The organism is Microbacterium sp. NPDC076768 (assembly GCF_040687205.1).
Lineage (GTDB): Bacteria > Actinomycetota > Actinomycetes > Actinomycetales > Microbacteriaceae > Microbacterium.
On record NZ_JBFBMU010000001.1, the window covers coordinates 656974 to 677605 of the forward strand.

A 20632-nucleotide genomic window follows, 5' to 3' on the forward strand; every position below is an offset into this window, starting at 1 on the left:
CCTTTGTCGTCCGATCATCGTTATTACGGAAAACCCGAACGGGAGTGTCTGGGTGACTCGGTGTTGAGCTGCGTTACCCCGCTCTACCTTGGAAACATGACGATTCAGACAGTGTCGCCGGCTTCCGCGCCGGCTCTCGCCCCGGCGCGGAAGCCCCCGTTGCGAATCTTTCTCACGATCCTGCACCTCGCAGCAATTGGCGTGGTGGGTGGAATCGTTTTCGGTACGCTCACCGGTCTTCTTGCCACCGGGTTGGGACTGCTTCTCGTTGCGGGCATTGGCGCAGTCTTCTTGGTCGGACTGGTTTACGCCATGTACGGACTCGGTTGGTTCGAAGTGGCACGCGTCAGTGCGCTGTACCGCACGCCGCTTGCACCGCTCAGCCCCCAGCGTCGCAACGCGCCAGGGCTTATGGGCTGGCTCCGGAGCCTCGGCCGGCAGTCGATCGATGGACGCATGTGGCGCGCCATCGCAAACTTCACGATCACCGCCGTATTGGGGTTCATCGTGCTGAGACTGTTCTGGGCGTTGGTCTGGTCCGTAGTGCTGTCCTTCTCCCCCGCCATCGCCCCACAAGGAGCATTTGAGCCGTTCGGCATTCCCGGTCTAGCAGCGGTCTGGTCGCCAGTGACAGCGGTGCTCATCGCTCTTTTCTGCGTCGCCGGAATGATCGGATTGGCACTTCTGCACCGGACTCTTTCGCTCGCGATCGTGGTTCGCAGCAGAGAGACGGAGCTCACCGAGCGTGTGCGCACCTCAACGGCGCAGCGCGAGGGTGCTGTGCGCGCAGCTGACGTGGAGCGCACACGCATCGAGCGTGACCTTCACGATGGTGTTCAGCCACGCTTGGTCTCGGTCGGTATGACGCTCGGCCTCGCTCAGACGAAGATTGACAACGACCCGGCCGCCGCGAAGAAGCTGATCGATGAGGCACACACCTCCACCAAGGCGGCCATTACAGAACTGCGGCAGCTGGCGAGGGGGATCCATGCGTCGGTGCTCGATGATCGAGGCCTCGACGCCGCACTTTCAGCGCTCGTTAGTCGTTCGCACATTCCCGTGCAGCTCGATGTACGTATCGATGAACGGTGCAGTCGTGAGGCGGAAGCCGCCGTGTACTTCTGTATCGCCGAATCATTGACCAACGCCGCGAAACACTCTCGTGCAAGCGAAGCGAGGGTGACTGTGCGCATGCGCGAAGGAAACACGCTCTGGGCTCGTGTAGAAGACAACGGCATCGGTGGCGCACAGATTCAGCCAGGAGGCGGCCTCGACGGGATCTCTAACCGCATCCTCGCCGCGCAAGGCACTTTCCGACTCGAGAGTCCGCACGGCGGTCCGACCAGCCTGGAGGTGAGCGTGCCATGCGCATCCTGATCTGTGAAGACTCGGTTCTGCTGCGGGAAGGTCTCGTGCGTCTGCTCGAAGATGCAGGTCACGAGGTTGTCGCCGCTCTTGCCGACACCGATGGCCTCGAAGCTGCTGTCGCAAGGACCGCACCTGACCTCTGCATCTTGGACGTGCGGCTTCCTCCGACATACACAGACGAAGGTATTCGGGCCGCGCTCGCACTGCGGGCGTCGAATTCCGCGCTCGCCATACTCGTGCTCTCCCAATATGTCGAAGAGCGCTACGCCTCGGAACTCATCTCTGCGCAGGGTGGCCCGCTGGGGTACCTGCTCAAAGATCGTGTCGCTGACGTCGCCGAGTTCCTTGGCTCGGTGCAGAGCATCGCGGAGGGAGCGACGGTCCTTGATCCTGAGGTTGTCGCTCAGTTGTTGATGAGACGCAACCGGGATGACCGCATGATGCGGTTGACAGAGCGGGAGCGCACGGTGCTTTCGCTGATCGCTGAGGGGAAATCGAACGGTGCGATTGCCGGGCTGCTCTTTCTCTCGGAGGCGAGCGTGGAGAAGAACATCACCGCCATCTTTCAAAAACTCGGGTTTGATCCCGACGAATCAGGAAACCGTCGTGTGCTTGCTGCCCTCGCACATATCGAAAACAACGGCGGTCATACCCCGCCGAACGGCCAGACAGGAGTGGCACGATGACCACCGAGAACAATGCCGAATCGCACGAACACACGTCGTTCACTCCTCCGCCTCCCTCACCTCTTCCTGAGACCGAATCGCCAGCGGTATCGCCTTCCGCTGCTGGCCGAGACAGGTCTTCCGGCGCCACAGCGATCTTGGTGTTGACCGCGGTTCTCGGCGGCATCGCGCTGCTCGCAACCGGAGGCACGGCAGCAGCGGCCGCGACGGTGAGTATATTTTCGTCGTCAGGCACCGACTCCAACCGCACAGTAAGTGCTGACGGTATCGAAGCGATCGCTGTTGAAGCAGACGCGAGCAATATGCGCGTGCGTTTCGATGACGTGGATGAGGCGGAGCTGTCGATCACAAATGGACGCGGCGCAGACTGGACGTTTGAGCGGGAGGGCGACGAGCTGGTCGTGCAAAGCCCGTCTGGTGCCTTTGGTGGATGGCTCTCTTGGTGGCCAGGAAGCTGGTCGATGGAAGATGAACTTGCCGTGCTGACGCTGCCAAACAGTCTTAGCAGCGAGGAAGTGGACGCGGATCTGACCCTGAATGCGGGTAGCCTCGACGTGCGCGGAGACTTTGGCGTTCTTGATCTCCGTGTGAGCGCAGGCACACTCAATGTTGAAGGCTCGGCAACGAACGTCGATGTGCAGATGAGTGCTGGCCGCGCTGATGTCGTTCTCGACGATGTTTCCGCAGCAGACCTGGGCCTATCGGCGGGAAACCTTGTGGTGCAACTCACCGGCACTCCCCCGAACCAGACCGCAGTCGACGTGAGCGCAGGCAAGGTTGAGCTGACACTCCCCGATGTGGAGTACGAGGTGAGTCAAGAAGTGAGCGCCGGCACGCTGAACGCCGAGATCGATGAGTCCTCACGTGCCCGCAGGACGATCGACGTCACTCTCTCTGCCGGTACGGTGATCATCCTTCCCGACCGCTAGAATGAATCGAGGGAGAAGCCGCTCTGTGGCTCTCTCCCTCGATTCGGATTTTCCGAGAATCTCCGGTAAAGTCTTGGAGGTTGACGGGGCTATAGCTCAGGCGGTTAGAGCGCTTCACTGATAATGAAGAGGTCCCTGGTTCAAGTCCAGGTAGCCCCACTCTGATAAGTTAATATTTCCCTTACGGGGCCTTAGCTCAGTTGGTAGAGCGCCTGCTTTGCAAGCAGGATGTCAGGAGTTCGAATCTCCTAGGCTCCACAGAAGAGAAGCCCTCGGATTAACGCACGAAACCGCGCGAATCCGAGGGCTTTTTGCTGTCCACTCCGGCAGGGCGTAGCTCATTCCGCAGGGCGTAAGGTGCGGAGGATGGTCGCATGGCGCACGAGAAAAGTGCGCTCGTCGAGCTTCTTACGACGCAACCATCCAGTGACTTCACTGTTGTGCTTGCTGGCATTGCAGGACGCACATGCCGGAACGACGTTCTCGAACGTGTACCGACCACCCCGGGAGATGGGTTGAATGCAGTCACGTTGCAGAGCGGCGCCATCACCGCCGCAGTAAGCGCATCCGCCCCACGCGTCCATCAGTTCGTACCATTCGAGGTCGGTGAGGTCGTTGTCGACGCGGGCAAGTCGGTTCTTCCGCCGCTTGGCATACCGCGCACGGGTCGCGGGCGACGCCGAGGCGGAGGAGACCTTGCGGGGGCGTCGCATGGGGCGATGTTATCGCGGAGTGCGGTCGGTTTGCCGCCTCAGCTCGCTCGAACAGCGCGCGGAGGGACTCCGTAGTGTGCGCGGAAGACTCTGCTGAAGTGCGCAGGGTCGACAAAGCCGGCGGCGATCGCGATCTCGGCGATCGAGCGATGCGCTTGATACGGATCGGTGAGTGCGTCGTAGCAACGCTGAAGACGTCGTTCGCGGATGACGGTGGAGACTGTCGATCCTTGCTCGCTGAACATCGCATGTAGGTGTCGCACGGAGATGTAGTGCGCTGCGGCGATGTGTGAGGGGGAGAGGGCGCTGTCTGAAAGATGGACGTCGATAAAGGTGAGGATGTGCGACAGCGTGGTGGAGTGCGCGCTCACCGGACCGGTGGTGGCGGCCAGGTTCGCCTCCAACACCGTGCTCAACATGTCGACGGCTGTTCGCAACATTCGCCGAGCGATGCGACTGTCGAGGTGGTGTGCTCCGCCGGCCAGGGAGTCAAGGTAGGGGCCAACCATTTCTCCCAGCGCTCCGCTGGCGTTCAGCCGGGTGGCTGTCACTCGGCTGGTGTCTTCTGCAGGAATGTCGAGCAACACCTTCGGGAACATGACCACCGACATCTGCACGGTGTCATCAAACAGGAGTGAGTAGGGGCGATCCGTGTCGTACAGCGCCATGTCGCCGCTGCGGAGCGCGGTCTCGCGGCCATCTTGGACGATCATTCCGCTGCCGCGTTCGATCCGCGAGAACTTGAAGTACTGCTGCGGGGCGCGCGAGATAAGACCGGGGGTGCGGTGTACTCCGTGACGATCCGCGTGGATCGCAAAGACATGGATATCGCCAGCGACAGTCGCGTCGATAGCTCCGCTGAAGCGGTCTTGCTCTGGTGCTGTCACATCGAGCGCGACGACGGCGCGCGATACGGCATGGCGGTAGTCGAGAAACGACAGGCTCTGCATTCGGGCTCACCTCACTGTGGCCGATCATATACGATGCGCCATTTTAGCATTTGCCCGCCGTGCCCGGGTAGACAAGTCTTCTGCTCTCGCGGTCAATCGATCGCAGCAGAGGCTCGCGAGTATGAGGAGATACCCGAGCATCGAAGGAGCTGCCGCCATGATGACGTCCCCCCCTACAACGTCGACAACAAGAACAGCAGAACACCGCCGCCTCGGCGTGTTCGCGGTCGCATTTATGATCATCGCGGCCTCAGCGCCGCTGACCGTGCTCGCCGGGGGAGTGACCAGCGCTTACTCGGTGACGCACGTAGACGGTATCCCCTTCGGCTACATCGTCTTGGCGATCGCCCTCGGAATCTTCGCTATCGGCTACGCCGCGATGAGTCGGTTTGTCACGAACGCAGGCGCGTTCTACGCCTACGTTGCTCAGGGCATCGGCCGCCCGACCGGTGTAGGAGCGTCCGTTCTCGCCTTCCTCTCGTATAACGCCATGCAGATCGGCATTTACGGGATGCTCGGATTCCAGATCAGTTCGTTCCTCGAATCCAAGACGGGCTGGGTCACTCCGTGGTGGGTGTGGGTGCTGCTGACGATCGTGCTTGTCGGCTTCCTCGGGGTGAACAGGGTCGATCTGTCGGCGAAGGTGCTGGCAGTGCTTGTCGCGCTGGAGTTCGTCGCGGTGATCATCTTCGACGTCATCGCATTCGGCAACCCCGCTGAGGGGTTCACGGCCGACCCGATTAGTCCTGCCGCGCTCTTCGTTCCTGGTGTTGGCGCCGTGCTGGCGTTCGGCATCGCCGCTTTCATGGGATTCGAGTCAGCAGCGATCTACGGTGAAGAGTCCAAGGATCCGAAGCGGACGATCCCGCGCGCGACCTTTCTCGCCGTGTGTGTGTCTGGCATCTTCTACGCGCTGTCTTCCTGGGCACTTGCTCTTGCTGTCGGACCCAGCAAGATCACCGACCCGACTGGCATCTCTGCTGAAGAGGCAGGACCGCCGCTGTTCTTCAACTTCATCGCTCAACACCTCGGTTTGATCTGGGTTGACCTGATGTCGATCCTTTTCATCACCAGCCTGTTCGCCGCGTTGGTGAGCTTTCACAATGCGGTCGCTCGCTACGCATTCTCGCTCGGTCGCGAGGGTGTGCTGCCTCGAGTGCTTGGCACAGTGCGCGTCAAGAGCGGCGCCCCGTGGGCAGGTTCGCTTTTGCAGTCAGCAATCGCCGTCATCGTCATCGTCGCATTCGCGATCGGCGAGCAGGGGTGGAATCCCGAAAACGGCCCATACCCCGTGATCACCCTGTTCACCTGGCTCACTAACCTCGGCGCCTTCGGCCTGGTGCTGCTGCTTCTGCTGGTCTCCATCGCGGTAATCGGCTTCTTCCGTCGAGACAAGCGCGGCGTCGGCGCTGGCAGCAGGCTCATCGCACCGATCATCGCCTTCATTGCGTTGGCGACGGTGTGGGTGCTCATCTTGATCAACTGGGATGTGCTGCTCGGTCAAGCCGAATCCACTCCCACGACGTTCATCCTCCCTGCCGTTCTGCTCGTTCCTTCTGCCCTGGCGGTCCTGTGGGCGCTCTGGCTGCGGCGCGCACGCCCTGAGGTGTACCAACAGATCGGGCACGGTGCCGAGATTGCCCAAAAGGCACACCTGTGATGACGACTGAATCGGCCGCCATAAGGAGAATGACGTGAGTACCACCGACACCAGACTGACGTTTCGTTACCTGTCTGAGCCAGACATGATCTCCGCAGGGGTCACCGACATGGGCCGCTGCGTCGATGTAATGGAAGAGACTCTTCGCCTGGTCGATGCAGGTGACTACCGAATGGGTGGCCCAGACGGGAACTCCCACGGATCTATGGTCACTTTCCCCGCGCAGTCAGACCATGATGGGATGCCGTTGGATGGACCGCACCGTCGGATGATGGCAATGCCTGCGTATCTCGGAGGTACATTCCAGACCGCTGGGTGTAAGTGGTACGGATCAAACATGGCCAACCGGGAGAACGGGCTTCCCCGATCAATCCTGATGCTCACACTGAGCGATAAAGACACCGGCGCTCCTCTCGCTCATATGTCGGCCAACCTCTTGAGCGCGTATCGGACCGGTGCCGTTCCGGGCGTGGGTGCCAGGCACCTCGCGCATCCTGAGGCGCGCAGCATCGGAATCGTCGCCCCTGGGGTGATGAACAAGACCACGCTGGAGGCCTTCGTGGCGGTGTGCCCGAAGGTCGACACCCTCAAGGTAGCCGGACGCAGTCAGGCAAGCATCGACTCTTTCGTCGACTGGGTACGCCGGGAGTACCCTCAGTTCACCAGCGTCACGGTCGTCGACAGCGTCGAAGACGCATTGCACGACAGCGACCTGGTCACGATCGCCCCCACGACACCTGCCGGCTCTGCCAACTATGTGCGGATCGAGAAGAAGTGGCTCAAACCAGGAGCGTTTGTCAGCCTGCCGGCCGACATCATGCTCGATGAGCAACTGCTGCTCGGCGCGCGGCACGTGGCTGACTTCCGTGGGCTCTACGAGGCGTGGAGCGAAGAAGTCCCACACCCTGCACACGAACACATCGGGCTCCACGGGATGTATCTGCTTGATCGCATTCGCGCTGGCGAGGTGCGGGACACTGCCTTGGAGAACCTTCCGGCGATCATGAGCGGAGAGGCAGAGGGTCGTCGCCACGACGACGAGATTGTTCTATATTCCGTCGGGGGCATGCCGGTGGAAGACGTCGCGTGGGGCACGGTCGTCTACCGCGAGGCCGTGGCTGAGAACATCGGCACGGAGCTGCTGCTTTGGGACACCCCGGCGCTGGCATGACCTTCACTCAGCAATCGATAAGCATCCGTCAGGAGTCAACATGGGCACGCAGGTGAAGAAGCGCATTGTCATTGTCGGACTGGGCGCAGTGGGTGCGCTCGCCGCGTGGCGACTGTCACAGCGTGAAAACGTCGAGATCATCGGCGTAGAGCAATACGGCAAAGTGCACGATCGCGGCTCATATGCCGGAGAGTCGCGGGTTTTCCGCACGGCCTATCACGAGGGTGGGCTCTACGTTCCGATGCTGCAGGAGTCCCGTCGTCTCTGGCGGGAACTGGAGGATGCGTCTGCGCGCTCGCTCTACCTCGAGGTGGGGGCACTGTCTATCGCGCAGCCGGACCGCGTAGAGATGCAGACGACTCTTGATACTGTGCGCGAATTCGATCTGCCGCACACTTTCTACGACACAGAGGAACTGCGCAGCGCGCACCCACAGCACAACGTGCACGACGGAGATGTCGGCGTCCTCGACCACCACGGTGGAGGTATCCGTCCGGAGGTATCGCTTCTGTCCGCCCTTGACCTCGCCGAAGCCGCTGGCGCTCAGCTGAGGTTCAACACCCCGGTCCTCGCGATTGAAGAGGAGCCAGCCGGGGTGGTGGTGCGCACGCCTGGTGAGGCAATTCGAGCAGATGCTGTGGTACTTGCCTCCGGGTCGTGGTCGACACGACTGGATGGACGTCTACGGGAGCTGCTGCGACTGCAAGTGCTGGGCCTTACGTGGTTCATGCCCAAAGATATTGCGGCCTTTGTTCCCGAGCGATTCCCCGCGTTCTTGCGCGATGTAGGGCCGGTTCATTTCTTCGGAGCTCCGTCCTTCGACGGATACTCCATCAAGGCGAGCAGTAACCCGACCTGGCCTGTGGTGCGCGATGTCGATGAGGTGCCTCGGGCCTACACCAGACAGGAGCTCGTGAAAATCGGACAGCAGGCTGCGGAGTTCTTCCCATCGCTGAACCCGGAGCCCGTGCGATCAAGCGTGCATCACTGTGCCTACACACCGGATCGCACCCCCATCGTTGATGTCAGCGAGAGTGAACGAGTGGTCACGGTGACCGGTCTCTCGGGACACGGCTTCAAGTTCGCTCCGATACTCGGAGAATGGGCTGCTCAACTTGCCACGCAGCCCCACGGTTCTGCCGTTGATCCACACTTCACAATCGATGCCCATCTCGCTCGTCTGGAGCATCGCGGGGCCTACCGCGGCGGTGGGCACTAAGCAATCCCCGCAGCGACGTTTGGTGGGTTCGCTCGCGGACCGGCAAAGGCGTCGCACGGGGAGTCAAATGACTCTCCGGCATCGAGCGCAAACTCGAACTGTACGACGAAAGGTGTCGTGCACCCCATCGTGAGGAGACAAGGATGTCGGAAATCGCTACGGTTCTAGACGAGGTCGCTCTGTTGGAGCGCGTCAGCGCACCGGCCGGAGAAGGACGCGAGGTTGTCGATGCGGCGACTCGCGAACCTATCGGCCGCGCGCCTGTGCACACCGTGGAAGAGCTTGACGCGGCCGTTGCTCGGGCGAAGGCTGCCCAGCCCGGATGGGATGCGCTGGGCCATGCTGAACGAAGTGCGCTGATGATGCGTGTTGCCGACGCGATCGACGCGAACGCAGAGCCACTCGCTCGGCTGCTCTCACGAGAGCAGGGCAAGCCTCTCAATGGCCCCAATGCGCGGTTCGAGGTCGGGGCCTGCTCCGCCTGGTTGCGCACGGCAGCATCCACTCCACTCGAGCCGGAGGTCGTCGTGGATGACGGCGAGACGCACGCTGAGCTGCACTACAGGGCGATCGGCGTGGTCGGGGCCATTGGACCGTGGAACTGGCCGCTGATGATTGGCATCTGGCAGATCGCCCCCGCACTTCGAATGGGAAACACAGTCGTCGTGAAGCCGAGTGGCTATACGACGTTGAGTGTGCTGGCGCTCATCGCGGTTATGAACCAGGTTCTCCCGGAAGACGTGCTGATCGGTGTGGCTGGCGACCGTGAGGTTGGCGCACGGATCGCCTCGCACCCCGATATCGGAAAAGTGATGTTCACCGGGTCGACCGCTACGGGGCGCAGCATTGTTGAGAGCTCGGCGAAGAACCTTGCCCGTCTCACCCTCGAACTCGGCGGTAACGACGCCGGAATCGTGTTGCCAGGCGTGGACGCAACCGCGATCGCCCAAGACCTATTCTGGGGCGCGTTCATAAACACAGGTCAGACCTGCGCGGCACTCAAGCGACTCTATGTACACGATTCGGTATATGAGGAGGTGGTGGAGGCGCTTGCAGCGGTTGTCCGCCAGACTCCGATGGGTAACGGCCTCGATGAGCAGAATGTGCTCGGCCCGCTACAGAACCATGCGCAGTTCGAAATTGTTCGTGATCTCGTGGATGATGCTGTGCGCCACGGTGGTCGGATCGTTACTGGTGGTGCGCCTGCCACAGATCTCGGAGAGCTCTTCTACCCCGTGACTCTCGTTGCCGATGTGGGTGACGGCGTGGGCCTGGTCGACGAAGAGCAGTTCGGCCCCGCTCTGCCGATTATCCGGTACAACGATGTCGATGATGCGGTGGCGAGCGCCAACGGTCTCGACGTCGGTCTCGGTGCCTCGGTGTGGGGCGAACGCGAGGAAGCGCGAAAAGTTGCGGCGCGGATCGAGGCGGGGACCGTGTGGATCAACTCACACGGCGGCGTTCATCCGATGATCCCGTTCGGCGGGCACAAGTCTTCTGGTTACGGTCTCGAGTTCGGAGTGGAGGGGCTGAAGTCGGTGGCTGTGCCCCAGATTATCAACGGCTGAATAGTGGGTGTGTGGCCCCCACATCGCGTGCGAAGGGGGCCACCGCCTGGTCAGACGGATAGTGTGTGAATCATGGACCTGCGTGTGGCGGCATATGCGGTCGTCACTGACACAGACGGACGACTGTTACTCGCTCGCTGGATCCAGGGGCGGCGAGTGGCGTGGACGATGCCTGGCGGCGGCCTCGAAGCAGGGGAGTCCCCGGAGGACGCGGTGCGTCGCGAGCTCCGTGAAGAGACGGGTTACACCGTCAAGGTGGGAGAACTCCTCGGGATTCACTCCCGAGTCATCCCTGCGGGGCGGCGAGTGCACAAGGCCGATGAGCCGCTCCACACCCTGCGGATCGTCTACCGCGCCGAGGTGGTGGGCGGCAAGCTCACCTTCGAGGAAGACGGATCGACAGACATGGCCGAATGGTTTCCTCTGGCAAGCGTCGCCTCATTGCAACGGGTGAAGTTGGTGGACATCGCGATGCGCATGGCCGACCTCCTCTAGCTCCCTGAGCCTTAGGTCCCTGAGCCTGTCGTGGGTGGTCCCTGAGCCTGTCGAAGGGTGGTCCCTGAGCCTGTCGAAGGGGCGGGGACGCTTCGACAAGCTCAGCGGCCCAGCCGTGGTCCCTGAGCCTGTCGTGGGTGGTCCCTGAGCCTGTCGAAGGGTGGTCCCTGAGCCTGTCGAAGGGTCAGCGACCTTCCGGCACCGAGATATCAGCGACAGTCGCTCCGTAGGCAGAGATCAGCGCGTCCGCATCCACAAACAGGCTGTAGCCGTGGCTGCCCGCTCCCATGGCGATGCGCTTACCCACGATGGATTCATCCGCGTAGATCGGCCAGTCGGTGGTGCTGCCGATCGGCACGATGGTGCCACGCTCGTACCCGGTGGCTGCCAGCGCAAGATCGGCATCTGGCATGCGCAACCTGTTCACGCCGACGACAGTGCGCAGCTTCGGCCAAGAGATGGAACGTCCTCCCGGCACGAGCGCAAACAGGTACGTGTCATCGGCCCGCTTGACGACGAGTGTTTTCACAATGCTCGATGCGGGAATCCCGAGTAGCTCTGCTGCCTCGAAAAGGTTGCCAGCAGTGGGCCGTTCGAGAATCTCTACTTCAAGCCCTCGTGCGCTGGCCGCGGAGAGCACCCGGGCATGCTGATCGCCTCCGCCACCAGAGGTGACGGAGGCGAGATCAGACAGGTTCACGCGTCCGGTGCTGCCAGCGGGTCGTCTGCTACCCAAAGCTCATCATCGGCACGCAGCGTCTGCCAGGCGGCGTAGAGCACACCGACAGCAGCAGCTGCACCAAGGATGATCGCGATAACCGAACCCAGACCAGGACCCGACTTCTCGGGAACAGCCTTACGGGCCTTCACCGCGACGCCGTGACGCTTGGCGTTGGCGACGTCCCAGGCGCTGAGCGCCGAACCGACGACTCCGCCCACCATCGGGACGAACTTGTCGTCAACGACGTGCTTGCTCATCTTGACGCCACGGTCAACGACCGGGGCGACTCGACGGTTGTATGTGTCCTGAACGACAGGCACAATCTGCTCACGATTCAAGCTTCCGAGCTGACGCCCGGCTTCGCGGGCTACGTCAGCGGCATGCCCGACGAGCGCCTGCTGATTCTCCCAGAGCTGGTTCGCGTCGTTCTGAAGACGACGCAGTTCCTTCTTCCGCTTGCGGCTGAGGCTCACGATGCTCTCCTGTCCGTTGGAGTACGAGATCCCTATCTTGCCACGAGTGGCTGAAAGCCGGGGAGGAATCGCCCGGGCCTTGCGTCATCGACCGATCGGATGTAGTTAACAGGGCGAACTCATCGGAAGCTCTGCGAGAATAAATGCATGGCTACCGCTTCTCATGTCGCAACTTTGCACACTAACCACGGTGACATCGTCATCAACCTCTTCGGGGACCATGCCCCTAAGACGGTCAAGAACTTTGTTGGCCTTGCCGACGGCACCCAGGAGTGGACTGACCCCGCAACTGGCAAGCCGGGCGAGGGCCCGCTCTACAAAGATGTCGTCTTTCACCGCATCATCCCGAACTTCATGATCCAGGGCGGCGACCCGCTCGGACAGGGCATCGGCGGCCCCGGCTACAACTTCGATGACGAGATCAACATGGAGCTGAACTTCAACGCTCCGTACATTCTCGCGATGGCGAACGCCGGCCTCCGCCGCAACTCCATCACCGGAAAGCCAGAGGGCACCAACGGCTCCCAGTTCTTCATCACCACCGACCCCACCCCGTGGTTGCAGGGAAAGCACACGATCTTCGGCGAGGTCGCAGACGATGCGTCCAAGGCTGTTGTTGACGCGCTCGGCGCAGTCCCGACCGGTGCGGGTGACCGTCCCATTGAGCCGGTTGTGCTGCAGTCGATCGACATCGTCGCGGCCTAACGAAAGCTACGGCCGATCCGGATGACCACGCCTGAGTTCACGAGTAATCGAGACAACTTCTGCTATCGCCATCCGGATCGGCAGAGCTTCGTGCTCTGTCAGCGGTGCATGCGCACCATCTGCCCTGAGTGCCAGACCCAGGCACCGGTGGGCGTCATCTGCCCCGAATGTATGGAAGCCGAGCGTAAGAACCGCACGCCGGCGCAAAAGAAGGCTGCTCGTCGGTGGGGTGCCCGCAGTGGCGGCACCATGGCGATGGCCCGCGGGGGCAAGCCCGTCGTCACATATGCACTGCTCGCAGTGACGTCCTTCATTGGTCTCCTGCAACTAATACCGGGTATCGGTGACCAGATCACCAGTCAGCTGCTGTTCGCGGCCCCGTATCTGTATCCGAACCTCTTTGCGCTCCCGTTCGAACCGTGGCGTTTGGTTACCGCGATGTTCGTGCACGGTGGCTTCATTCACCTTGCGTTGAACATGCTCGCGCTGTGGATGTTGGGTCAAAGCCTTGAGCCGATGCTGGGACGCGGGCGGTTCCTTGCGATTTATCTGATCAGCGGGTTCGGCGGATCTGTCATGGTCGCCTGCCTTGCGCCCTTGACCTCGACTGTCGGTGCCTCTGGAGCGATCTTCGGTCTTCTCGCCGCCTTGCTGATCGTCGGGCGCCACATCGGCGCTAACGTCACCGGGCTTCTCGTGATCTTGGGAATCAACTTCGCGTTTGGCTTCTTCATCGGCAATATTGCGTGGCAAGCGCACCTTGGTGGCGCGATCATTGGCGCCCTCGTGGCGTTCATTTACACGCGAACGAAGCGGCCGAATCAGCGCAAGTGGCAGATTTTGCTGCTCTCGGCCGTGGTCGTGGTGCTGATTGTGCTCGTCGCGTTCGTCCCGCCTCTGATCCTTTTGTCCTGATCCGGAGTTGTTAACAGGGTTGTTAACCCCTGTGAATAACACTGGTGTAATTCTCCCCAGGCTGTGGAGAGATCTGTGGATAACTTTCTGAGTAGTCGTTCAGTCCGGTGTTGCGAGCGCAAAAAAGGCCCCCCGCAGTGCGAGGGGCCTTATGAAGATCGTGGCGATTAGCGCCAGCGCGTGGTCATCAAGAAGCCAATAAGAGCGATGCCTAGGCCGATACCGAGGTTCCAGTTGCCGAGACCCGGGATCGGGTACTGCGTGCCGGAAATGTAGAACACAAGGATCCAGACGAGGCCCAAAAGCATGAAGCCGACCATCACCGGCTTGAACCAGACGGCGTTCGGAGCGGCGTCGCCTTCGGCGCGCACTTCGGCGGGTTCTTCAGTCTTTCGGTCACGTGCCATTCCCACATTGTACCCATGGCAGCTATCTTCTGACGAGGCGGCAGCACCAGTGAGCGGCCGGTAACTGAGGCTTGCACACAGCGATGCCGGATAAGATCGCGGCATGACTGCATCCGCTGCGCCTGGGGGGCGACGACAGCAGCGAAAGCGACCTCGCTCCCGCGCGACCTTCGCGAGCGTGCTGGGCGAACTGCTGCTTACGGCTGGTGCGCTTGTGATGCTCTTTGTCGCTTGGCAGATGTGGATCGGCGACATCATCATCAGTGCCCAGAAAAACAGCGAGGGCGCTGCTATCTCCCAGATGCTTGCCGAAGGGGAGGCGCCCGAGCTTCCGCCGCTCGTAGAAACGGACGACGGAGGGACTGCCTTTGTGCCGCCAGTACCCACTTCGCCAGAAGACGCAGAGTGGTTTGGGCAGATGCAGATTCCCCGCTTCGGCGAGGACTACAACTTCGGAATCTATGGCGGAACCAGTAGGGCTCGCACGCTGGACGAGAAGGGGATCGGGGTCTACTCCAATTCCAAGATGCCCGGCGAGGTCGGCAACTTCTCGTTGGCCGGACACCGCACCACTTGGGGTAAGCCCTTCAACCAGCTCGACAAGCTGCAAATTAACGACGCGATCGTTGTTGAGACTCCTGATGGTTGGTACACCTACCGCTTCAGGACCCTCGAGTACGTCACGCCCAGCCAGACAGAAGTTCTGGCCGATGTGCCGCAAATGCCAGACCAGCAGACTGGCGAGCAGTTCATCACCCTCACAGCCTGCTCTCCGCTGTACTCTCTCGATGAGCGGATCATCGCGTACGGAGTGTTTGATAGTTTTCAACCCCGAGCCGAAGGCCCTCCGTCGGCGCTAACCGACACCCCGCCGCCGCCGGCATCACCCTCACTGTGACCATGGACCGCTGTAAGGAAGAAGACTGATGTACGCCGCACTCTGGCGCTTGCTGCCCGGCCCGTGGTGGTTGCGTGCTGTCATTCTGATCGTGCTCGTAGCGGCCGTGCTTTATGGGCTTTTCTGGTACGTATTTCCGTGGCTGAGCCCGATCGTCGCCCCGGGGGAGATCGACGTCGAATGACGCGGGTTCTCGTGGTCGACAACCACGACAGCTTCGTGCATACACTCGTGGGCTACCTGCGCGAGCTGGGCGCCGATGCATTGATGGTGGAATCAGATGCGACCGACGCTGCGCAGCTGGAGCGGTCGCTGCCGACTTTCGATGGACTTCTGCTCTCGCCCGGTCCAGGAACCCCTGCGGATGCCGGAGCCTCACTGGACGCGGTGCGTATCGCCGCTCGACGACGAATCCCCACGTTGGGCGTGTGTCTCGGGCACCAGGTGATCGGGGCGATGTGGGGGACTCAGGTGTCGTCGGCCCCAGAGCTGATGCACGGCATGGTTTCTGCGGTGCGCCATGATGACTCTGCGCTGTTTGCGGGCATCCCTTCTCCGTTCAGCGCCGGCCGCTACCACTCTCTGGCGTTGGCTGCCGAGAAACTGCCGCCGGAGGCGCGCGTCACGGCGTGGAGCGAGAGCGGCACAGTGATGGCGTTGTCGCACCGCGATCTTCCGATCGTCGGTGTGCAGTTCCACCCGGAGAGCGTGCTTACAGAGGGTGGATACCGGCTGCTCGCGAACTGGCTTGAGATGTGCGGGGATCCGCACGCTGTGGCTCGTTCAAGGAGCCTGCACCCGCTGAGCTAAAGCAATGAGTAACCGGCTCAACCGCAGCTATCCGGTGCAGTAACGTAGCTCGACCGTGGAGGCGATCGGTACATCTCCTGGGGCCACCGACATCGAGTACACGGTTGGCGGATCGGTAGCGGGGCACTCCGCGGTCTCTGCCGTGGTGGGATTGAGCCCGAGGTCTTTGAGGTTTGTGGTCGCCGCATCGATACTCCAGCCGACCAGATCGGTGAGAGTCACCTCACCGCTCGCCACGACAAGGTTGACGACCGTGCCTGGTTCAACTTCGGACTCGGCCTCTTCGCTTGCCGAGAGCACAGTGTTCAGTGCCAGCGCTTTATCGTTGCGCTGAATGACGGTTCCGAGCTGAAGGCCAGCCGAGGTCAACGCTTTGGTCGCGTCGGCCAGCGCCATGCCTTCAATCTTCGGCATGACCACCGTTTCTTGACCGGATGACACCAACAGGGTGACTGTCGCGCCCTCTTCTACTGACGTGCCCTCTTCCGGATCGGTGCTGATGACGTTGCCCTCGGCGATCTCCGAACTCGGCTCCACCACGATCTTCGCGGTGAGGTCGAGCTCTGCGAGATCATCTTGAGCGCGCTCAGATGAAACATTCACGAGGTTCGGGACGATCCGAGAGCTGCTGGAAACGTCCGGCGGACGCATGCTGATCGTCACCACCCAGAACAGAACAGAAACCAGCAGGACCGCGAGAAGCGCGACTCCCGCCCACAGCCATGCGACCGGCGGGCCCGACTGGGTGCGCGTCATGGTGGTGTCGGTGCTGAGCTGGCGCAATGACCGTGCGGTCTCTTGTGCCTGACGAGGACTCGGTCCGTAGAGCTCGCTCGTGAGCGCCCCTACTTCTTTGCGACTGGGCGCATCACCATTTGCCGCGGCATCGAGTGCTGCGCGGAAATTCGCCGCGTCCGGATACCGCTGATACGGGTCTTTCGCAAGAGCGCGCAGCACGATGGGGTCGAGCGCTCGCGGAGCGTCTTCGTTTACCTCCGTTGGCGGGAGGGGCGTCTCGCTGACGTGCTGGTAGGCGACGGCCACCGGGGATTCTCCCCGGAACGGCTGACGACCGGTGAGCATCTCGTAGAGAACTACTCCTGCCGAATAGAGGTCGGCTCTGGCATCCACAGGCTCGCCCTTGGCCTGCTCCGGAGAGAAATAGGCGGCGGTGCCGATGATCTGCGTGGTCTCGGCGACCGTGGAGGAGGAGTCAGAGACAGCCCGGGCGATGCCGAAGTCCATCACCTTGACCTGGCCCTTGTCGGTGACCATGACGTTGCCCGGTTTGATGTCGCGGTGCACGACACCGGCACGATGCGAGTAGTCCAGGGCTTCTAGGATGCCGTCTGCGTAGCGCACCGCATCTGCCACTGGCACAGGACCAGCCGCGATGATGTCTTTTAGCAGCGTGCCCTTGACGAGCTCCATCACGATGTAAGGCGGCTCTGTCGTGTTCGCATCGTTGACGGAAGGGTCGCCCGCGTCGAACACTCGCACGATCGAGGGGTGCGACATTCGCGAGGCCGCCTGCGCTTCTAGACGAAAACGGTTGCGGAAGGCGTTGTCGCGTGCCAGATCGGGGTCAAGAATCTTGATGGCAACATCACGCCCGAGGGTGAGGTCAGATCCGCGATAGACCTTCGCCATGCCGCCATGCCCGATGAGCTCGTCGACGCGGTATCGACCCGCGATGACTTGTGGCTCTGTGGACACGTCCGACCCCCTGTTGGTGACAAAAAACTCGTTGGACTAAAGGTTAGCCGTCTGTGCCGCCACCATCACCATCGCCCGGGTCGGGCGCGGCGACGATCGCGACGGAAAGGGGAGGTGAAGCAGCCGACGTGCGCTCGTCTCCGCCAGAGCAGACGCCCTGGTAGGTGACGATGAGCTGTTGACCGGCAGCATCTGCAACCTTCACATCAGCATTGCGCTGAGTGGGCGGGAAGTTGGGGCCACCTGACACGAATGTGCCGTTCTGCAGCGAAACGACGTAGCTAGAGAGCGTTGTGCCGGTCGGGCAAGCGAAGCCACCACCCCAGGCGATCTTGACGGTCGATCCGGCGATCGGGTCGCCCTCGATCGTGGGGGCTTCTGTCGGGGTGGGGATGCCAGCTCGTGCCGCGTAGATCGTCAGCGTAATTGCCTGCGACGTCTCGACGTTGCCAGCAGGCGCAACTCGGTACACCTTGCCGACATCACCATCGGCGCGAGCGGCGTCGCCCTCGGCGCATGTGATGTCGCTGTCAAAGCCGGCATCCTTCAACGTCGATGTGGCTGCACCGCAATCCATGCCCTCGAGGCCCAGTGCTGTGACATCAACGCGGGTCACTTCTGGCGTTGGCGTCGGAGTTGGAGTCGGCGTTTGCGTCTGCGTCTGTGTGGCAGTCGGTGTCGGAGTGGGTTCTGCGTCGTTGCCCTGATTGAAGACCATCGCCCACACCGTGCCGCCGAGAACAATGACGAGCAGTGTGATGAGCGCGATCAGGGGCCAGGTCCACGGGCTGCGCTTCTTCTTCTCCTCTTCCTCCTCAGCGCCCTCGGTAGGAAGCTGAGCGGTGGTGGGAAGGATGCGTGTGGTGCCGTCGTCACCCGACGTGGTCATCATGCGCGTCGCGTCGTCAGCGACACCGCCGGTCGCGATGGCCGGAACGGCGATCGCCGCCGAGTTCAGGTCACCACGACGTAGGGCCTGTGCCGCACGCGCCACTGTTGCGGACGAGGACGGGCGATCGCTTGGCTTCTTGGCGATCATTGCCATGACCAGGTTCTGCACGGGAATCGGCACGGTCGGCGGCAGCGGCGGAGGCTGCTCGTTGATCTGTGCCATTGCGATGGCGACCTGCGACTCACCGGTGAACGGACGCTTGGCTGCGAGACATTCGTACGCCACGATGCCGAGCGAGTAGGTGTCGGTCGCGGGGGAGGCGGGGTGCCCTGATGCCTGCTCTGGCGACAGGTACTGCACAGTGCCCATAACCTGCCCGGTGGCAGTGAGAGGCACCTGGTCGGCGATTCTGGCGATACCGAAGTCGGTGATCTTGACCCGACCGTCTGGTGTGATCAGCAGGTTTCCCGGCTTGATATCGCGGTGCACGAGGCCAGCGGCATGCGCTGCCTGCAGCGCGGAGGCTGTCTGTGCCACGATGTCGAGCGTTTTGTCTGCGCTGAGCGCGCCATCGCGTTCGAGCACGGTCGAGAGCGCTTCGCCAGGCACGAGCTCCATGACGAGGTAGGCACTGCCGTTTTCCTCGCCATAGTCGAACACGCTGGCGATGCCCTCATGGTTGACGAGGGCAGCATGCCGCGCTTCCGCGCGGAACCGCTCGAGGAACCCTGGATCCCCCATGTACTCATCTTTGAGGATCTTGATAGCGACGGTACGTCCGATGACGTGATCCGTTGCTTCCCATACCTCGCCCATACCGCCGATCGCGATACGCGACTGCAGTTCGTAACGACTACCGAACGACACACCCTGCGTCGGCCTCATCTGCCCAGCACCGCCTCTATGACCTTCTTCGCGATCGGAGAAGCGATGGTATCGCCGCTCCCTGATTGTCCTTGTCCGCCGCCATCTTCGATAACGACAGCTACTGCGACCGCAGGGTCGTCCGCCGGTGCAAACCCGGTGAACCACAATGTATGCGGCTTATCTCCGTTCTCAGCGGTGCCTGTTTTACCGGCCACGTTGATCCCATCTATTCTTGCACCCTGCGCCGCCCCCGTAGCGACGCTGGCCACCATGGCGGCAGTCACATCGTTGGCGACATCCGGTTCCATCGCGCGGCCAAACTCGCTGTCTTCGAACGCTCGAATCACAGAGAGGTCGTTGCCGATAACCGCATCCACCATTTGCGGGTTCATGACGATGCCGTCGTTCGCAATCGCCGCAGAGACCATCGCCATTTGCAACGGGGTCGCGGTGACCTGTCCCTGGCCAAAGCCGGTGAGGGCGGTCTGCGCGTCGTCGAGCGCTCCAGGATAGCTAGAGGGGGTCGATACGAGGGGTGTTTCGAACGATTGGTTGAAGCCCATCTTCTCCGCCATTTCACGAATCACGTCGTCGCCAAGCTCGACTGCAAGCTCGGCCATGGGAATGTTGCAGCTGAGTCTGATCGCTTCAGCGATGGTCACTGTCGAACCGCTGCCACAGGTGCCGCCCCACGCGTTCGAGACACGGCTGGATGACCCAGGAAGTGTGTACGAAACGGGGTTGGGGAGGGTGGAATCTGGTGTCCACTCTCCGGTGGCGTAGGCGGCGGCCGCGACGACCACCTTGAACGTAGAGCCAGGAGGATTCAGGTCACCAGCGATCGCCCGGTTGTACAGCGGATTGTCTGGGTCTGCGACGAGCTTCTCGTAGGTGGCGTTGGCGGCGTCTGAGTTGTGAGTCGCCATCAGGTTGGTGTCGAAACCTGGGGTTGAAGCCATCGCCAGGATGCGCCCGGTTTGCGGGTTGATCGCGACGACGGCGCCCTTGAGTCCTTCCAGACCCTCATACGCGGCCTGTTGCGCGGCGGTGTCGAGCGAGAGTTCGACGCTGTAACCGCGCTGCGGCTGTCCGGAGAGAATGCGCTCGACCTCACCGAGGAACGCGCTGGAACCCGTGCCGGAGAGGTCGGCGTTCATTGCCTCCTCGATGCCTGTTCGTGAGCCGAGCCCCGGATTGAAGTACCCGGTGACTGGTTCCCACATGACCGCATCGGTGTAGACGCGCTGGAACTGATAGCGGTCATCGCTGGGTACGGAGCTTGCGATGCTGACGCCATCGACGATGATCGATCCCCGCTGAATCTCGTAGCTGTCGAGACGGGTGCGGGTGTTGTTGCTGTCCTGCGCCAGGCTGTCGGCTTCAACAACCTGAATCCAGCTGCTCGCAGCGAACAGGGAGAGGAACATGAACAGCAAGATGATGCTGAGGCGGCGGAGTTCTTTTGTCAT

21 protein-coding genes and 2 tRNA genes are annotated in these 20632 nt (G+C 61.8%); 15 read left to right on the top strand and 8 right to left on the bottom strand.

The features are described 5' to 3' along the window. Nucleotides 1–96: 96 nt before the first annotated feature. From AB0O87_RS03290 to AB0O87_RS03310, 5 genes are all read left to right on the top strand, one after another. Nucleotides 97–1377, top strand: a complete 1281-nt coding sequence (locus tag AB0O87_RS03290) for a histidine kinase (RefSeq protein ID WP_363511695.1) — start codon at nucleotides 97–99, stop codon at nucleotides 1375–1377. Continuing rightward, nucleotides 1365–2054 (top strand): response regulator transcription factor, encoded by a 690-nt coding sequence (locus tag AB0O87_RS03295; RefSeq protein WP_363511697.1) that lies wholly within the window; start codon nucleotides 1365–1367, stop codon nucleotides 2052–2054. Before AB0O87_RS03290 ends, AB0O87_RS03295 begins: the two co-directional genes overlap by 13 nt. Continuing rightward, entirely contained in the window at nucleotides 2051–2983 is a 933-nt protein-coding gene (locus AB0O87_RS03300; protein WP_363511699.1) for a hypothetical protein, read from the top strand. The genes AB0O87_RS03295 and AB0O87_RS03300 overlap by 4 nt, the downstream gene beginning before the upstream one ends. Before the next feature lie 85 nt (nucleotides 2984–3068). Next, a tRNA-Ile gene (locus tag AB0O87_RS03305) sits at nucleotides 3069–3142 on the top strand. Nucleotides 3143–3168: 26 nt separating this feature from the next. Beyond that, a tRNA-Ala gene (locus AB0O87_RS03310) sits at nucleotides 3169–3241 on the top strand. An 80-nt stretch (nucleotides 3242–3321) separates the two neighbouring features. On the opposite strand, the gene AB0O87_RS03315 is transcribed toward AB0O87_RS03310, so the two are convergent. Together AB0O87_RS03315 and AB0O87_RS03320 are read right to left on the bottom strand one after the other, a co-directional pair. Beyond that, nucleotides 3322–3696, bottom strand: a complete 375-nt coding sequence (locus tag AB0O87_RS03315) for an HNH endonuclease signature motif containing protein (protein WP_363511700.1) — start codon at nucleotides 3694–3696, stop codon at nucleotides 3322–3324. 38 nt (nucleotides 3697–3734) lie between these two features. Continuing rightward, nucleotides 3735–4646 (bottom strand): helix-turn-helix domain-containing protein, encoded by a 912-nt coding sequence (locus AB0O87_RS03320; RefSeq protein ID WP_363511702.1) that lies wholly within the window; start codon nucleotides 4644–4646, stop codon nucleotides 3735–3737. A 157-nt stretch (nucleotides 4647–4803) separates the two neighbouring features. On the opposite strand from AB0O87_RS03320, the gene AB0O87_RS03325 reads away from it, so the two are divergent. The 5 genes from AB0O87_RS03325 (at nucleotide 4804) to AB0O87_RS03345 (ending at nucleotide 10759) form a co-directional block, all read left to right on the top strand. Then, the gene (locus tag AB0O87_RS03325) at nucleotides 4804–6306 is read left to right on the top strand and encodes an APC family permease (protein WP_363511704.1); all 1503 of its coding nucleotides are present in this window, start codon (nucleotides 4804–4806) and stop codon (nucleotides 6304–6306) included. Between the two features lie 34 nt (nucleotides 6307–6340). Next, entirely contained in the window at nucleotides 6341–7477 is a 1137-nt protein-coding gene (locus AB0O87_RS03330; protein ID WP_363511706.1) for a tyramine oxidase subunit B, read from the top strand. A gap of 40 nt (nucleotides 7478–7517) precedes the next feature. Continuing rightward, a complete protein-coding gene (solA, locus tag AB0O87_RS03335; RefSeq protein ID WP_363511708.1) occupies nucleotides 7518–8696 on the top strand; it encodes an N-methyl-L-tryptophan oxidase in 1179 nt (392 codons plus the stop codon). Nucleotides 8697–8839: 143 nt separating this feature from the next. After that, nucleotides 8840–10264 carry an aldehyde dehydrogenase family protein gene (locus tag AB0O87_RS03340; RefSeq protein WP_363511710.1) on the top strand — a complete coding sequence of 475 codons (1425 nt, stop codon included), beginning with the start codon at nucleotides 8840–8842 and terminating at the stop codon, nucleotides 10262–10264. 72 nt (nucleotides 10265–10336) lie between these two features. After that, nucleotides 10337–10759: an NUDIX hydrolase gene (locus tag AB0O87_RS03345; protein WP_363511711.1), complete on the top strand. Its 423-nt coding sequence runs from the start codon at nucleotides 10337–10339 to the stop codon at nucleotides 10757–10759. A 184-nt stretch (nucleotides 10760–10943) separates the two neighbouring features. On the opposite strand, the gene AB0O87_RS03350 is transcribed toward AB0O87_RS03345, so the two are convergent. Both AB0O87_RS03350 and AB0O87_RS03355 read right to left on the bottom strand, forming a co-directional pair. Next, nucleotides 10944–11399 (bottom strand): YbaK/EbsC family protein, encoded by a 456-nt coding sequence (locus AB0O87_RS03350; RefSeq protein WP_363512908.1) that lies wholly within the window; start codon nucleotides 11397–11399, stop codon nucleotides 10944–10946. Nucleotides 11400–11455: 56 nt separating this feature from the next. After that, complete coding sequence (locus AB0O87_RS03355) at nucleotides 11456–11953, bottom strand: DNA helicase (protein ID WP_363511713.1); 498 nt, start codon at nucleotides 11951–11953, stop codon at nucleotides 11456–11458. 147 nt (nucleotides 11954–12100) lie between these two features. Between AB0O87_RS03355 and AB0O87_RS03360 the strand changes: the two genes are divergently transcribed. After that, nucleotides 12101–12658 carry a peptidylprolyl isomerase gene (locus AB0O87_RS03360; protein WP_363511714.1) on the top strand — a complete coding sequence of 186 codons (558 nt, stop codon included), beginning with the start codon at nucleotides 12101–12103 and terminating at the stop codon, nucleotides 12656–12658. A 21-nt stretch (nucleotides 12659–12679) separates the two neighbouring features. Continuing rightward, nucleotides 12680–13573, top strand: a complete 894-nt coding sequence (locus AB0O87_RS03365) for a rhomboid family intramembrane serine protease (RefSeq protein ID WP_363511716.1) — start codon at nucleotides 12680–12682, stop codon at nucleotides 13571–13573. Between the two features lie 167 nt (nucleotides 13574–13740). Here the strand turns inward: AB0O87_RS03365 and AB0O87_RS03370 are convergent, their stop codons facing one another. After that, nucleotides 13741–13980 carry a cell division protein CrgA gene (locus AB0O87_RS03370; protein WP_363511718.1) on the bottom strand — a complete coding sequence of 80 codons (240 nt, stop codon included), beginning with the start codon at nucleotides 13978–13980 and terminating at the stop codon, nucleotides 13741–13743. Between the two features lie 103 nt (nucleotides 13981–14083). On the opposite strand from AB0O87_RS03370, the gene AB0O87_RS03375 reads away from it, so the two are divergent. From AB0O87_RS03375 to AB0O87_RS03385, 3 genes are read left to right on the top strand one after another with little or no spacing between them, the layout of a single operon-like run. Then, on the top strand, nucleotides 14084–14878 hold the full coding sequence (locus AB0O87_RS03375; protein ID WP_363511720.1) for a class E sortase: 795 nt from the start codon (nucleotides 14084–14086) through the stop codon (nucleotides 14876–14878). Nucleotides 14879–14906: 28 nt separating this feature from the next. After that, a complete protein-coding gene (locus AB0O87_RS03380) occupies nucleotides 14907–15062 on the top strand; it encodes a hypothetical protein (protein WP_363511722.1) in 156 nt (51 codons plus the stop codon). Then, complete coding sequence (locus AB0O87_RS03385) at nucleotides 15059–15688, top strand: gamma-glutamyl-gamma-aminobutyrate hydrolase family protein (RefSeq protein WP_363511724.1); 630 nt, start codon at nucleotides 15059–15061, stop codon at nucleotides 15686–15688. Before AB0O87_RS03380 ends, AB0O87_RS03385 begins: the two co-directional genes overlap by 4 nt. A gap of 27 nt (nucleotides 15689–15715) precedes the next feature. Here the strand turns inward: AB0O87_RS03385 and pknB are convergent, their stop codons facing one another. The 3 genes from pknB to AB0O87_RS03400 are packed head-to-tail and all read right to left on the bottom strand — an operon-like array spanning nucleotide 15716 to nucleotide 20632. Then, nucleotides 15716–17404 carry a Stk1 family PASTA domain-containing Ser/Thr kinase gene (gene pknB / locus AB0O87_RS03390; protein ID WP_363511726.1) on the bottom strand — a complete coding sequence of 563 codons (1689 nt, stop codon included), beginning with the start codon at nucleotides 17402–17404 and terminating at the stop codon, nucleotides 15716–15718. Between the two features lie 43 nt (nucleotides 17405–17447). Next, a complete protein-coding gene (locus tag AB0O87_RS03395; protein ID WP_363511728.1) occupies nucleotides 17448–19181 on the bottom strand; it encodes a protein kinase in 1734 nt (577 codons plus the stop codon). Continuing rightward, nucleotides 19178–20632, bottom strand: a complete 1455-nt coding sequence (locus tag AB0O87_RS03400) for a penicillin-binding transpeptidase domain-containing protein (RefSeq protein WP_363511730.1) — start codon at nucleotides 20630–20632, stop codon at nucleotides 19178–19180. The genes AB0O87_RS03395 and AB0O87_RS03400 overlap by 4 nt, the downstream gene beginning before the upstream one ends.